This window comes from Ciceribacter sp. RN22 (assembly GCF_024054295.1).
GTDB lineage: Bacteria > Pseudomonadota > Alphaproteobacteria > Rhizobiales > Rhizobiaceae > Allorhizobium > Allorhizobium lividum.
Genome location: NZ_JAMXLD010000001.1, coordinates 452616 through 466926 on the forward strand (window position 1 = coordinate 452616; position 14311 = coordinate 466926).

16 protein-coding genes are annotated in these 14311 nt (G+C 61.9%); 8 read left to right on the top strand and 8 right to left on the bottom strand.

The genetic code is table 11. The features are described 5' to 3' along the window. Positions 1-7 precede the first annotated feature (7 nt). The 7 genes from phnC (at position 8) to phnN (ending at position 6973) form a co-directional block, all read left to right on the top strand. Positions 8-865, top strand: coding sequence for a phosphonate ABC transporter ATP-binding protein (phnC, locus tag NHF53_RS02300; RefSeq protein WP_114363779.1), 858 nt, complete (start codon positions 8-10; stop codon positions 863-865). A 72-nt stretch (positions 866-937) separates the two neighbouring features. Beyond that, on the top strand, positions 938-1843 hold the full coding sequence (gene phnD, locus NHF53_RS02305) for a phosphonate ABC transporter substrate-binding protein (protein ID WP_252832935.1): 906 nt from the start codon (positions 938-940) through the stop codon (positions 1841-1843). 104 nt (positions 1844-1947) lie between these two features. Next, on the top strand, positions 1948-2910 hold the full coding sequence (gene phnE, locus NHF53_RS02310) for a phosphonate ABC transporter, permease protein PhnE (protein WP_252832936.1): 963 nt from the start codon (positions 1948-1950) through the stop codon (positions 2908-2910). Positions 2911-2928: 18 nt separating this feature from the next. Next, entirely contained in the window at positions 2929-4416 is a 1488-nt protein-coding gene (gene phnE / locus NHF53_RS02315; protein WP_252834886.1) for a phosphonate ABC transporter, permease protein PhnE, read from the top strand. A gap of 103 nt (positions 4417-4519) precedes the next feature. After that, positions 4520-5209, top strand: a complete 690-nt coding sequence (locus NHF53_RS02320; RefSeq protein WP_252832937.1) for a DUF1045 domain-containing protein — start codon at positions 4520-4522, stop codon at positions 5207-5209. A 19-nt stretch (positions 5210-5228) separates the two neighbouring features. Continuing rightward, positions 5229-6368, top strand: a complete 1140-nt coding sequence (locus NHF53_RS02325; RefSeq protein WP_252832938.1) for an alpha-D-ribose 1-methylphosphonate 5-triphosphate diphosphatase — start codon at positions 5229-5231, stop codon at positions 6366-6368. Between the two features lie 17 nt (positions 6369-6385). Next, entirely contained in the window at positions 6386-6973 is a 588-nt protein-coding gene (gene phnN, locus NHF53_RS02330; protein WP_252832939.1) for a phosphonate metabolism protein/1,5-bisphosphokinase (PRPP-forming) PhnN, read from the top strand. Between the two features lie 3 nt (positions 6974-6976). On the opposite strand, the gene NHF53_RS02335 is transcribed toward phnN, so the two are convergent. The 8 genes from NHF53_RS02335 to pcaD all read right to left on the bottom strand — a co-directional run bounded on the left by NHF53_RS02335 (position 6977) and on the right by pcaD (position 13295). Then, entirely contained in the window at positions 6977-8032 is a 1056-nt protein-coding gene (locus tag NHF53_RS02335; RefSeq protein WP_252834887.1) for a 3-carboxy-cis,cis-muconate cycloisomerase, read from the bottom strand. 2 nt (positions 8033-8034) lie between these two features. Continuing rightward, the gene (pcaF, locus tag NHF53_RS02340) at positions 8035-9240 is read right to left on the bottom strand and encodes a 3-oxoadipyl-CoA thiolase (RefSeq protein ID WP_252832940.1); all 1206 of its coding nucleotides are present in this window, start codon (positions 9238-9240) and stop codon (positions 8035-8037) included. A 10-nt stretch (positions 9241-9250) separates the two neighbouring features. Further along, positions 9251-9940, bottom strand: a complete 690-nt coding sequence (locus NHF53_RS02345) for a CoA transferase subunit B (protein ID WP_252832941.1) — start codon at positions 9938-9940, stop codon at positions 9251-9253. Continuing rightward, entirely contained in the window at positions 9937-10644 is a 708-nt protein-coding gene (locus tag NHF53_RS02350; protein ID WP_252832942.1) for a 3-oxoacid CoA-transferase subunit A, read from the bottom strand. Before NHF53_RS02350 ends, NHF53_RS02345 begins: the two co-directional genes overlap by 4 nt. Before the next feature lie 77 nt (positions 10645-10721). Further along, on the bottom strand, positions 10722-11339 hold the full coding sequence (gene pcaG / locus NHF53_RS02355) for a protocatechuate 3,4-dioxygenase subunit alpha (protein ID WP_252832943.1): 618 nt from the start codon (positions 11337-11339) through the stop codon (positions 10722-10724). A gap of 1 nt (position 11340) precedes the next feature. Then, positions 11341-12081: a protocatechuate 3,4-dioxygenase subunit beta gene (pcaH, locus tag NHF53_RS02360; protein WP_374590991.1), complete on the bottom strand. Its 741-nt coding sequence runs from the start codon at positions 12079-12081 to the stop codon at positions 11341-11343. After that, positions 12062-12496 (bottom strand): 4-carboxymuconolactone decarboxylase, encoded by a 435-nt coding sequence (pcaC, locus tag NHF53_RS02365; RefSeq protein ID WP_252832944.1) that lies wholly within the window; start codon positions 12494-12496, stop codon positions 12062-12064. Before pcaC ends, pcaH begins: the two co-directional genes overlap by 20 nt. A gap of 10 nt (positions 12497-12506) precedes the next feature. Further along, positions 12507-13295, bottom strand: a complete 789-nt coding sequence (pcaD, locus tag NHF53_RS02370) for a 3-oxoadipate enol-lactonase (protein WP_252832945.1) — start codon at positions 13293-13295, stop codon at positions 12507-12509. Between the two features lie 91 nt (positions 13296-13386). Here pcaD and pcaQ point away from each other — a divergent pair, with 91 nt between their 5' ends. Continuing rightward, complete coding sequence (gene pcaQ, locus NHF53_RS02375; RefSeq protein ID WP_252832946.1) at positions 13387-14310, top strand: pca operon transcription factor PcaQ; 924 nt, start codon at positions 13387-13389, stop codon at positions 14308-14310. Position 14311 lies beyond the last annotated feature (1 nt).

A 14311-nucleotide genomic window follows, 5' to 3' on the forward strand; every position in this document is an offset into this window, starting at 1 on the left:
CGCCAAGATGAGATTTGAGCTGAAGAACCTCACCCGCCGCTTCGGGGATAATGTTGCGGTCAATGCCGTCAGTCTCGATATCCCGCAGGGACAGATGGTGGGGGTAATCGGTCGCTCCGGCGCCGGCAAATCGACGCTGCTGCGGATGATCAACCGCCTCGTCGACCCCTCCTCCGGGTCCATCCACTTCGGTGACGCGGAGGTCTCGTCACTGCGGGGGCGGACACTACGCAACTGGCAGCGCGACTGTGCGATGATCTTCCAGCAGTTCAACCTTGTGCCTCGGCTGGACGTCCTGACCAACGTTCTGCTCGGTCGGCTGAACCACCGTTCCACCGCGCTGAGCATTCTCAACTATTTCACACGCGAGGAACGGATCATGGCGATTGCCGCCCTCGAAAGGCTCGGTATCGAGCAGACGGCACTGCAGCCGGCCGGCACGCTTTCCGGCGGCCAGCAGCAGCGCGTCGCGATAGCGCGAGCTTTGATGCAAAGACCGAAGATGGTGCTCGCCGACGAACCGATCGCCTCGCTGGACCCCCTGAACGCCAAGATCGTCATGGACGCGTTGCGCGACATCAATGTCCGGGAAGGCATTACGGTCATCACGAATCTACATACGCTCGATACGGCCCGTACGTACTGCGACAGGATCGTCGGCATGGCACACGGATCGGTGGTCTTCGACGGCCGGCCGGAGGCTCTGACGGCGGACACCATACGGCAGATCTATGGTTCGAACCGGGACGGCAGCGGTGTCGACGAGGGTGTGACGTCGACGAGCATCGAGATCAAGCGTCCGAAGGCGATGACCGATGTCCTGCCGGCTGCAGGATTTCGCCCCCTTGCCGCCGCCGATGCCTGAGCGGCCCCAGATCGTCCGCACAAGAGTTACTTCCACCACCCTATCCGAGTACCGGAGAAACAGGAGAGACCCATGTTGAAGAAGACCCTTCTTGCCGCCGTCGCGCTCGTCGCCGTGGCCGGTGCAGCTGCTGCGGAAGACCTCAAGGAATTCCGAATCGGCATCCTCGGTGGCGAAAACGAAGCCGACCGCCTGCGCAATTTCCAGTGCATGGTCGACAAGCTGCCGGCCGCCATCGGCGTCGAAAAGGTCGCGCTGTTCCCGGCCGCTGACTATGATGGCGTAATCCAGGGTCTGCTCGGCGGCACCCTCGACTACGCAGAGCTCGGCTCTGCCGGCTATGCCAAGGTATACCTTGCCGACGCAAAGGCTGTTGAACCGATCCTCACCACCGTTCAGACCGACGGCTCGATGGGCTATCACTCGGTCATGGTTGCCCGCAAGGACAGCGGCATCACCAAGCTTGGGGACATGAAGGGCAAGAAGCTCGGCTTCGCCGATCCGGATTCAACGTCTGGCTACCTGGTTCCGACCGTTACCCTGCCGGAGGCTATCGGCGCCCCTGTCAAGGAATTCTTCGCTGAAACCGGCTTCGGCGGCGGACACGAAAACCTCGTTCTCGAAGTGCTCAAGGGCACCTTCGACGCCGGCACCACCTGGGCCTCGGGCGTCGGCGAATTCAAGGACGGTTACACCTCGGGCAATCTGCGCAAGATGGTCGACAAGGGCATCCTGAACATGGACGACCTCGTTCAGCTGTGGGAATCGCCGCTGATCCCGAACGGTCCGATCGTTGTGCGTTCGTCCATGAACGACGACATGAAGACCAAATTCAAAAACTTCATGATGGGCCTACCGAAGTCTGACCCGGCTTGCTTCGCTGCCATCCAGGGTGGTGACTACGCCGGCTTCGCCGAGGTCAATGTCGACTTCTACAAGCCGATCATCGACGCCCGCAAGGCAACCATCGGCGGCTGATATCCTGATACCGAAAAAGGCCGCCGGGTGCGTGAGGCATCCGGCGGCTCTTGTTGAATGCACGTCGCCGCCGCGACGACGTGATCAAAAGCGGACCGCCTGCCATGAGTTCCTTCACCTACAAACCCGCGCTCAGCGAGAAGGGCGCGCTCATCGAGAACCATTGGCAAGATCTTGCCAGAGGCCGTCGTTTCTACACGATGCTCTCGTTCACGGTGCTCGCCCTGGCGCTGACGGGTTCGCTCTGGTTTGCCAACGAAACCAATTCGGGCAAGTTCTTCGACCGGCTGCCGCATCTCTTCGACTTCGTCGGCGACCTGATGCCTCGCGACGGCGTCGAAGTCTGGCGCGCACTCCTCGACCTGCCCTCCCCCTATTTCGACGGGAGCCTCAAATACGACTATCTTGAAGGCCGTTTCTACGTCACCGACAGCCTCTACATACCCGAGTACGTCTACAAGATGACGGAAACGCTGAATATCGCGTTGCTGTCGACGATCATCGGGTTCGGCTTCGGCTTCCTGTTGTCGTTTCTTGCGGCAAAGAATATGACGCCCAATTCTTGGGCCCGCGTTCCCGTGCGGCGTTTCATGGAACTGCTGCGCGCCTTTCCCGAGATCGTTCTCGCCGGCTTCTTCCTGGCTATCCTCTCGCTCGGTCCGATTCCGGCGATCATCGCGGTTTCGATCCACACGGTCGGCGCGCTCGGCAAGCTCTTCTTCGAAGTGATCGAGAACGCGGACATGAAACCGGACGAGGGGCTGAGGGCGGTCGGTGCATCGTGGCTGGAACGCGCCTGGTTCGGCATGGTGCCACAGGTCATGCCGAATTTCGTCAGCTATTTCCTGCTGCGCTTCGAAATCAACGTGCGCGCCTCCACGATCATCGGCGCCGTCGGCGGCGGCGGCATCGGGGAACAGCTGCGTCTTTCGATCAGCCGCGGTCACGAGGCGAAGACGCTGGCAATCGTTCTCCTGCTCTTCGCGACGATTATTGCAGTCGACCAGCTTTCGGCCTGGCTGCGCCGCAGGCTCGTCGGCGATCAGGCCTTCCAGGCAGTGATATAGGAGCGAACCGTGAAAACGATGAATGTCTCCGAACTCGAAGCCGTCGCTGCTCGTCATCCACAACTCCTCTTGCCGTCTTTCTGGTCACGTTTCCGCTTCGCAGTGATCGGAGGAGCCATCGCCCTCTACTTCGTGTTCTGCTGGTGGTTCTTCGCCATCGGTCAGGTGCTCGGCACTGCCAACTGGGGCATCGCCGCCACCTATCTCGCCGACTGGATATCCTATGAGGTCCGGCCGGACATAGTGGTTCGTGCGGACGGGACAATGCAGATCGAGTTCTCACGCTACGATCCGATCGGCCCCAACCCCCAGCCCGAGTGGCTCGAGGCTGAGCGCGAAACGATTACGCGCACGGTGGAAATTCCGGCGACGGCGATGCAAGCCAAGCCGAAATCTTCATTCAGCTTCGTCGCTCCAAGCAATGCAGGCAAGCAGCAGGAGATTGCCGAGGCTCGAACAGAAACACGTACCGAAGAGGTGGTTACCCATGCGGTCGTGTCCATGAACTCGACCGACTGGATCGACGTCGTGCCAGAACATGTCGAGGTCCATCGCGGAAATGAAAAGCTTGACATCACGCTCAGCAGCAACGGCGGTGTGAGAGCTGATCGCGACTTGCCCGCTTGGGCGACGCAGCGCGCGCCTGGCGAAAAGATCGTTCTCGCCTTCGGTTTCTCGGGCTGGGCGGAAATTCGCGACGATGCGGTTAAGATCCACAAGCGCTTTCTCGGATGGGAAAACTTCTTCTTCGATATCGACTCGCCTTTCTTCGGCAAATCGGCGGGAGAAGTCTTCCAGCTGCTGCTGTTCGGAGAGCGCCTCGACCCGAACCGCAGCAATATCTCGCTCGCTCTGGAAAATTTCCTCTACAATCCCTCCTGGCAGCATCTCGATGTCTGGACCAAGCTGCTGCAGACAATTGTCATGGCCTTTGTCGGGACTCTCTTCGCGACGATCGTTGCCTTTCCGCTCTCGTTCGTTGCCGCCCGCAACATCACGCGCAACCGCATCGTCAACCACGCAGCCAAGCGCTTCTTCGATTTCCAGCGCTCGGTCGACATGTTCATCTGGGCGCTGTTCTTTACGCGTGCATTCGGTCCTGGACCGCTTGCGGGGATTTCCGCGATCTTCTTCACCGATACGGGAACGCTCGGAAAGCTCTACGCAGAAGCGCTCGAAAACATCGACGACAAACAGCGCGAAGGTGTGAAGTCCGTCGGTGCAGGCCCCTTGGCTGTTCAACGCTTCGGTGTGCTGCCGCAGGTTCTGCCGGTCTTCGCCTCCCAGGCGCTTTACTTCTGGGAGTCTAACACCCGGTCAGCCACGATCATCGGCGCCGTCGGTGCCGGCGGTATCGGCCTGAAGCTCTGGGAGGCGATGCGGACCAATCAGGACTGGGAGAACGTCGGCTACATGGTCCTGCTCATCCTCATCGTCGTCTTCATCTTCGATTCGATCTCGAATGCCCTGCGTTCGCGTCTCATCGGCAGGCGGTCGACTTCATGAGGCTCGCCACCTCGCCATTGCTGTGCATCCGGCATCGGTGCCTCGCAAATGCCACGGCGCACGCTTTACTCTCGCTGCAGTAGCAGTCCGAAGGAATCAGTCTTTGCGTTACGCGCTCTATTTCACACCGCCCGAACGGGACCCGCTGACGCTGGCGGCGGCGCGCTGGCTCGGCCGCGATCCGTTCAGCGGAGAACTTCTGCCGACGACGGAGGCCGAGGGATTCGATGTCGAAGAACTGGTCAACCTTACCGCGGAGCCGCGACGCTACGGTTTCCACGCAACGTTGAAGGCGCCCTTCTCTCTTGCAGCAGACCGGAGCGAAGACGAACTCATCGATGCGTTCGAACGCTTTTGCAGGAAGGCACCGGCCTTCACGGTCCCCTCGGTTCTGATTGGGCAACTCGACCGCTTCTTCGCACTCGTTCCGGAGCAGCCGTTCCTGCCGCTGCAGGCATTTGCTGCCGAGGTTGTCGACGCCTTCGAGCCCTATCGCGCACCGTTGAACGACGCGGATATCGCGCGGCGCAAGCCGGAGGCCTTGAACGAGGCTCAGCGCTCCAATCTTGTCCGATGGGGCTATCCCTACGTCATGGAGGAATTCCGCTTCCACATGACACTGACCGGACCTGTCGAACCCCGCCGAGCGGCGGCGGTGCGCCGCCTTCTCGATGCCAGCTTCGCCGACTTCGTCGGCCGTCCGCTCAGCATTTCCGGTCTCGCCCTCTATGTCGAAGAAGAGCACGGGACTCCCTTCACCATTCATTCCTGGCTGCCTTTGTCCGGCGCCTGATCGAAAGGACAACCGACCGATGACCATCGAATCCGTGTTCACCAATGCCCGCATCGTCCTTAAGGACGATATCATTTCCGGCACGCTTGTCGTTCGCGACGGTCGCATCTCCTCCTTCTCGGAAGGCAAGTCGACCGTCGGAGAGGACATGGAAGGCGACTACATCATTCCGGGTCTGGTCGAACTGCACACAGACCACCTGGAAGCGCACTACTCGCCGCGGCCAGGCGTGCGCTGGGACAAGATTTCGGCGATCCAGGCGCACGACGCACAGGTCGTGACCTCCGGCATAACCACAGTCTTCGACTGCCTGCGAATGGGTTCCGACGAGGACGGCGGCTTCATGAAAGGCGAGATGCGCGAGATGGCAGACGCCATTCAGACCGCCGGGCGCGAGGACCGGCTGCGGGCGGAGCACCTTCTGCATCTGCGCTGCGAGGTTTCGGCTCCGGACGTCCTGGAGCACTTCTCCGATTTCGAGCGCGACCCGCACGTGCGTCTGGTCTCATTGATGGACCATGCGCCTGGGCAGCGCCAGTTCCAGACGATGGAGCAGTACACGCTCTACTACAAGAAAAAGCGCGGCCTCTCGGAAGATGCCTTTGCGCAGTTCGTCGCGCGCCGTCAGGAATCCTCCGCGCGCTATGCTGCCCCACACCGCGATGCCCTGGCCAAGAACTGCACCGAACGCGGCATCACCATCGCGAGCCACGACGACGCAACGCTCGACCACGTTGACGAGGCGATCGGCTACGGCGTCAAGCTTGCAGAGTTTCCGACCAGCTTCGACGCGGCCGAAGCCTCCCACAAGGCGGGCATGAGCGTGCTGATGGGAGCTCCGAACATCGTGCGCGGCAAATCGCACTCCGGCAACATCGCCGCCCGAGATCTTGCCGAACGCGGCGTTCTGGACGTATTGTCTTCCGACTATGTGCCGCTCAGCCTGCTGCACGCTCCTTTCGTACTTGCCGACGCACTGCCAAACCTCTCTCTGCCGCAGGCGCTCGCGATGGTGACGGCGACACCCGCCAAGACGGTGGGACTGTCCGACCGCGGTCGCATTGCCGAGGGGCTCCGCGCCGATCTGGTCCGGGTGCGCCGGCGGGCAGGTGTGCCGGTCGTTCGTGCGGTCTGGCGAGAAGGACGGCGGGTCGCCTGATGACAAATGGAGCGTCGATGTCCCCTCTCCCGGAATCTTTCGGGACGTTCGTGGCGGTCGTCGGGCCGAGCGGTGCGGGCAAGGACAGCCTGATCTCATATGCTCAAAGACGTCTTGCGGGGCGACCGGACATCCACTTCGTCCGGCGCCTCATCACACGTGACAGCGAGGCCGGCGGCGAAGATCACCTCGCCGTCACCTCGGAGGACTTCGAGGACATGCGTGAGAACGGAGGCTTTGCCGTTCATTGGGACGCCCATGGTCTCCGCTATGGGATACCGGCTTCCGTCAAAAATGAATTGGCTCTCGGGCATGTGGTCGTCGCCAATGGCTCCCGCTCGGCGCTCGACGACTTCGCCGAGGCCTTCCCGCGACTGCTCGTCGCGAACATCGTCGCAAGGGCGGATATCCTGGCACATCGGCTGCAGCAGCGCGGCAGGGAGGGCGAGGCCGACGTCAGCAAGCGACTCCAGCGAGGCCCGCTGGCAATTCCCGAGGGTTTTCAAACCGTGACAATCGACAATAGCGGCGCTCTCGCCGATGCTGGCGAGAAACTGACGGGAATACTCATGAATTTGCTCGCGGAGCGCACCGGCGTCGCCTGACGTTCAGTCAGGATCTCCAAGCCGCTCGATCGCCGCAAGCAAGTCCTGCCCGTGGACGAGCGAGAGCCCCGCCGCCTCGATCATCTTCGGCATGAGCAGCCATTCCAGCGTCCAGGCGCTGCCCGACCGCTCCTGTTCGTGGACAAGCGCGTGATGAACGCCGGCGAGCAAGGTTGCATTGTAGCGCGCGAGCGCAACAAGTATTTCGGCCCTCACCGGGTTCTGCTTGTGCGGCATGGCGGAGGAGCCACCACCTCCCGAGATATCCGCCTCGTCGATGCCGTTCTGGACCATGAGCGCGAGATCCTGCCCGATCTTGCCGAAGGCGCCGGTGAGACGCGACAGGAAGCCGGCAAAATCCGCGATCCGGCCCCTGTCCGTATGCGGCACGTAATCGGGGACGAAAAGCCCGAGATCGAGGGCCATTGCCTGCCGTATCGCGGAGATCCGGTCTCCGAATTTCTCCGACGTCCCCGCCGCACCTGCGAGCGTGAGGATCAGGACACGTTCGCGCTGGTGCCGCAACTCCGCAGCCAGATGTCCGAGGGGGCTCTTCCAGGCTCTCAGCCGGTCACCGACAGTAATTGGCACCGCCACCTGCATGCGCGTCCGCGCCAAGAGCCGATTTCCACCGAAGCACGACTCGAGCACATCGAACTGCGAGCGAATACTTATTAGCCGGCTATCAAAAACATCAAAAACGGAGGCGAGCTTCAGGGCCGCGGCGGTGTCGATGACATCCTGACTGGTCGCACCGAGATGGATGAACCCGCCATGCGGCTCGCCGGCCGCGCGGCGCAGCTGACGGACCAACTCCGGCACCACCACGCCATCGCGTGCCGTCGCACTCGTCAGCGCTTCCATGTCTGGAACGAAACGCGCGCAGACGGACTCGATGGCCGCCGCGGCTTCCTCGTCCACCATACCCGCTGTCGCCTGAGCCCGCGCAAGCGCCGCCTCGAAGCGCAGCATGGCGCCCACGTCCGCGTCAGTGCCGAGCAAACCGGCAATTTCACCGTCACCGAGCAGGCCGTCGAGATAGGTGATCCCGGTGAGCATGGTCACACCCGTTCCAGGGCGATCGCGATACCTTGACCGACCCCAATGCACATCGCAGAAAGAGCATAGCGACCGCCTGTCAATGCGAGCTCGAGCGCCCCCGTGCCGGTGATGCGGGCGCCGGACATGCCGAGCGGATGTCCAAGCGCGATGGCCCCACCGTTGCGGTTGACCCGCGGATCATCATCCGGGAGGCCGAGCTGGCGAAGCGTCACAAGCGACTGGCTTGCGAAGGCCTCGTTGATCTCAATGACATCGAACTGCGCAACATCCATGTCGAGACGAGCCATCAGCTTCTGCGAAGCGGGCGCCGGGCCGATGCCCATGACCCGCGGAGGCACGCCGGCCGTTGCCCCACCGAGGATGCGGGCGACCGGCGTCAGACCATGCCGGTGGGCGGCCTCTTCCGAGGCGATGATGAGAGCTGCGGCACCATCGTTGACGCCCGAGGCATTCCCTGCCGTAACGGTGGCCCCATCCAGCTGGTTGACGGGCTTCAGCCGCGCGAGCGCCTCCAGACTCGTGGCGCGCGGATGTTCGTCGCGATCGACGACGACATCCTCCCCTTTTCGCTGCGGAACGGTCACGCCCGTAATCTCCTTCGACAGACGACCGTTCGCCTGGGCAGCCGCCGCCTTTGCCTGGCTGCGGACCGCGAAGGCATCCTGATCCTCCCGTGCAACGCTGCACTCGATTGCGACATTGTCACCCGTTTCGGGCATGGAGTCGACACCATACCGGCTCTTCATCAGCGGGTTGACGAACCTCCAGCCGATGGTGGTGTCGTAGATCTCCGCATGGCGGGAAAAGGCGGTGTCCGCCTTTGGCATGACGAAGGGCGCGCGGCTCATGCTCTCGACGCCGCCGGCGATCATCAGGTCCGCCTCGCCCGATTTGATCGCGCGCGCGGCGGTAATGACCGCGTCCATACCCGAACCGCACAGGCGATTGATGGTGGTGCCGCTGACCGACACCGGTAATCCGGCGAGAAGCAGCGACATGCGCGCCACGTTGCGATTGTCCTCGCCGGCCTGATTGGCGCAGCCGAAGATCACGTCATCGACGGCTTCCCAATCGACCGAGGCATGGCGCTCCATCAGTGCCTTCAGCGGCACGGCGCCGAGATCATCGGCCCTGACCGCCGACAGGGCACCGCCGAAGCGGCCGATGGGCGTCCGGATATAGTCGCAGATAAAGGCGTCGGTCATGATGAAGTCCTTAGAGTGCCGGCACGACAAGGTCGGCGACCGGACGGTCGGTATGGAGTTTCGCGCCGGTCATGGCCTGGAGTTCGTCCATGGTCATGGCCGCCAGCTTTTCCCGCACCACGAACTTGCCGCCGACAATGTCAATGACTGCATGGCTCGTATAGACACGGGTGATGCATCCAACACCGGTCAGCGGAAACGTGCAGCGCTCGACAAGTTTCGGCTGACCATCCTTGGTGACGTGTTCGGTGATCACAAAGACCTGCTTCGCTCCGTGTACGAGATCCATGGCTCCACCCACCGCGGGCACTCCCTTGGAACCGACACGCCAGTTCGCGAGATCGCCATTCTGGGCAACCTGGTAGGCCCCGAGAATGGCGACATCCAGGTGTCCGCCACGTACCATGGCGAAGCTGTCGGCATGGTGAAAGAAAGATGCTCCGGGCTTCAGCGTCACCGCCTTCTTCCCGGCATTGATGAGGTCCCAATCTTCCTCACCTTCCGGTGGCGGCTCACCGAAATTCAGGATACCGTTTTCCGTGTGGAAGATGGCTTCTCGGCCCTCCGGCTGATAGCGGGCGACCATTTCCGGAAAGCCGATCCCGAGATTGACATAGGCGCCGTCGGCGATGTCCTGCGCGGCACGCCAGGCGATCTGGGCGTTGGAGAGCTTCTTGTCTTCGCGCGCAACGGTCGTCATGCGTAGGCCACTCCGGCTCGTATGAGCACTTCTTCCTGCTGTGGATTTGCCACCTCGACGAGGGCGTTCACGAATATGCCGGGCGTCACGACATGCTCGGGATCGATGCCTCCGGCGGGCACGATCCTCGAGACCTGCGCGATCGTTCTCGCTGCCGCCATGCACATCAGCGGATTGAAGTTGCGGCCGGCCTTGTTGTAGGTGAGATTGCCGTGGGTGTCGCCGAGTTCGGCCTTGACGATCGCAAAATCGGCCTTGAGCCAGCGCTCCTGGACATAGTGCCGACCGTCGAATTCAGCGACGGGTTTGCCTTCCGCGAGTTCGGTACCGTAGGCGGTCGGCGTATAGAAGGCCGGGATGCCGGCACCGCCAGCGCGGATACGCTCGGCAAGCGTGCCCTGCGGAACCAGTTCGAGCTCGATCTCGCCGGCGAGATACTTTTCCGTGAAGGCGCGCGGGTCGGACGAGCGTGGAAAAGAACAGACCATCTTTCGCACCATGCCCGCATCGATCATGGCCGCAATGCCGATGCGGCCGTTGCCGGCATTGTTGTTTATGACCGTCAGGTTCTTCGGCCCCTTGTCGATCAGGGCGTGGATCAGCTCGATCGGCGCCCCGGACCCCCCGAAGCCACCAATCATCACGGTGGCGCCGTCACCGATTTCGGCAACGGCTTCGGCCACATCTGCAATTGTCTTGTTCATTTCAAGGCCCCTTCCGGCCCGTCCGGCAAGCACCGGCGATGTCGCGTGCCGGCTTGCCGAAAATGACGTTTGCGGGTTCAGATGTCGAAGAACACCGTTTCGTTTTCGCCCTGGAGATGGATGTCAAAGGTGTAAGTGTCGCCGTCACGGGCAGCGATCAGCGTCGGGACCCGTACCTTGTGCTCGATGCGCACCAGCACCGGATCAACGGCATTCGCTTCCGCTTCGTCGGCGAAATACATGCGCGTATGAAGGCCAATATTGATGCCGCGGGCGACGATCCAGAAGGTGATGTGGGGAGCCATGAGCCGACCATCGCGAAACGGCACGCGCCCCGGCTTGATCGTTTCGAAAATGTACTCGCCAGTCTCCATGTCGGCCGGACAGCGGCCCCAGCCGGCAAAGTTCGGATCTGCCTTTCCGCGCGTTTCCGAAGGGCTGTTATAGAGCCCGTCGGCATCGGCCTGCCAGATCTCGATGAGCGCGTCCTTGAGCGGCGTGCCCGATCCGTCGATGACGCGGCCGCGGATTGTTATGCGTTCGCCCCTTGCGCGTTCGTTGTAGAGCGGACCGGCACCGAGGTCCTTTTCGAATACCCCTTCGATGCCGGTAAAATTGGGCGTGCAACCGATATGTACGTAAGGACCGGCCGTCTGCGACGGTGATTCCTTCAGATAACCGAGCGGCTGAACCATCTCAGTTGCCCTCCTTGCGATTGTCGAACATCGTCGAACGCCGTCCGCGCAGGACGATGTCGAACTTGTAGGCGCGCATGTCCATCGGGATCGTCGCGTTGAGGTCGAGTGGTGCAATCAGACGCCTGATCGCTTCCTCATCGGGAATCGTCTTGACGATCGGGCAGATCCAGATCAACGGGTCACCCTCGAAGTACATCTGGGTAATCAGGCGCTGGGCGAAGCCGTGGCCGAAGATCGAAAAATGGATATGCGCGGGGCGCCAGTCGTTGACCCCGTTCGGCCAGGGATACGGGCCCGGCTTGATCGTCTTGAACCAGTAGTTGCCGTCCTCGTCGGTGATAGTGCGCCCGACACCACCGAAGTTCGGGTCGAGGGCCGCGAGGTAGGTCTCCTTCTTGTGACGGTACCGTCCTCCAGCATTTGCCTGCCAGAACTCGACCAAGGCACCAGCAACACCCTTGCCACGCTCATCGAGCACTCGCCCATGCACGAGAATGCGCTGGCCAATCGGACTTTCGCCGGGGCGCGCATAATTCTGGATGAGATCGTTGTCGAACTCGTTCAGCATGTTATGGCCGAAGACCGGCCCAGTGATCTCGCTCCTCGTCCCCTCCAGCGAAATCAGCGCGCGCTGGGGCGAGCGAAGAACCGTGGTCTTGTACCACGGCGCATAGGCCGGCGGATGCATTTCGCGGTCGCGGGGAAAGAATGCCCCCGTCTCAGGCATGGTGTTCTTCACGTCTCTCCTCCATCCCACCGTTCGACATTTCCATCTCCTCCAGCGTCGCCTTGGCTACCTTGATCGCGTGATTGGCAGCCGGCACACCCGCATAGATCGCCACATGGAGAAGCGCCTCCATGATGTCTTCCCTGCTGGCGCCGGTGTTGGCGGTCGCACGAACATGCAACGCAACTTCCTCGTGGTGGCCAAGTGCGGCCAGCAGCGCGATGGTGACCATCGAGCGCTCGCGCTTGGTCCAGGTTGACCGAGACCAGACATGGCCCCAAGCGGCCTCGGTAATGAGGTCCTGAAAGGGCTCATCGAAGGCGGATCTCTGTGCCTCGGTCCGGTCGACGTAACCGTCTCCCAACACGCGCCGGCGTGTGGCCATGCCCTCGCGATAACGGGGAGACTTGTCTGCGGCCTCGTTCATGAACGTCCTTTCATGCCTTCCTGACAAAGGGTTCGATCAACGCGGCCAGCCACTGTGGCTGCTCCACGCAGGGGATGTGACCGCATCCTTCGATGACTTCGAAGCGGGCACCAGGGATCATGTCGGCCATGCCGCGGACGAGGTCCGGGGGGGTGGACCCGTCCCGATCGCCGACGACGCAGAGCGTCGGAACGGTGATCGTCGGGGGGATCGCGGAAAGGTCCGTATCGCGGATCACCTCACAAGTGCCGATATAGGCTGCCGCTGACTGTCGCTCCAACATCAGGCGATAGCCGGCGAGGTCCACCCGCCGCTCCTCATGGAACGAACTCGTGAACCAACGCTCCATGACGCTGTCAGCAATGCCGGCAAGACCGCTCTTGCGGATCGCTTCTATCCGGCCGTCCCAGGCTTCCGCAGTGCCAATCTTCGGTGCCGTGTCGCAGAGCACCAGCTTGCGCACCAAATCCGGTCGTTTGCGCCAGAGACCCTGCACGACCATTCCGCCAACCGAAAGGCCACAGAAGACCGCTTTGTCGATGCCGACATGATCCACGAGGCCGACAAGATCGTCGACGAGATCCTCCATTACGAACCCGGCAGCGCCCAGACCGGTAAGTCCGTGCCCGCGGGAATCATAGAGGAGCACGGAGACATCGTCGCCGAGTTCATCGAAGAGCGGCAGCCAGATGCGGAAATCGGTCCCCAGCGAATTCGAGAAGACAATGGTATGCCTGGCACCGGGATCGCCGATGAATTCATAGTGAACCGTAATTCCGTTGATCGCGGCAAAGGCCATGACTTTCTCCTCTGAGTGGAAAGGTAGCTAATGATTTTTGTTCGGTAAAATGATATTTTGGCCAAATTCCATAACCAGATCGGCATGATTCATGGACGCAAGGATCAAGTTTCGTCACCTGCAGACCTTCCTGGAAGTGGCCCGTCAACGCAGCGTCGGCAAGGCCGCAGACGCGCTCGCGATCACCCAACCGGCAGTGACACGCACCGTCCGTGAACTGGAGGACATTCTTGGAGTGTCCCTCTTCGAACGCGAAGGCCGCGGAATCCGCATCTCCCATTTCGGCGAGATCTTCCTGAAGCATGCCGGTGAAAGCCTTGCCGCCGTGCAACGCGGAATGGACTCCGTGGCACAGGCCCTGAAGTCGGAGGGCCCCCCTGTTCGGATCGGAACGCTGCCGACCGCTTCGGCGACCTTCATGCCAGGGGCCGTGGCACAGTTTCTCGCAAGCGGCACCGGCAGCCAGGTGACGATCGCCTCAGGCGAGAACAGGGCACTGCTCAGTTCGCTGCGGCTCGGCGAGCTTGACCTCGTGGTCGGCCGGCTGGCGGCGCCGGAGGTCATGACAGGCCTCTTCTTCGAACCGCTATACACCGAGGAAGTCGTACTGGTCGTGCGCGCTTTGCATCCGTTGCTTGCCCGGCGCAATTTCACCCTCAATGCGCTCGCGAGCTTCGTCGTCCTGATGCCACCGTCCGGAGCGGTCATCCGCCCCTTCGTCGACCGGCTTTTCCTCACCAACGGCATCCCGGAGCTCCCGCGCACGATCGAAACGGTTTCCGACTCCTTCGGTCGCGCGTTCGTCGCACGCAATGATGCCGTCTGGATCATCTCGCGCGGCGTCGTCGCAGATGAGCTTTCCAGCGGACGGCTGGTTGCTCTCGATATCGACACGAGCGAAACACGGGGCGCCGTCGGGTTGACCACCCGCGACGGGGTCGAGCCGAGTGCGTCACTCTCGTTGATGATGCAAGCGATTCGTGACCACGTGTCAGCCCAGCAGGGACACCTCTAAC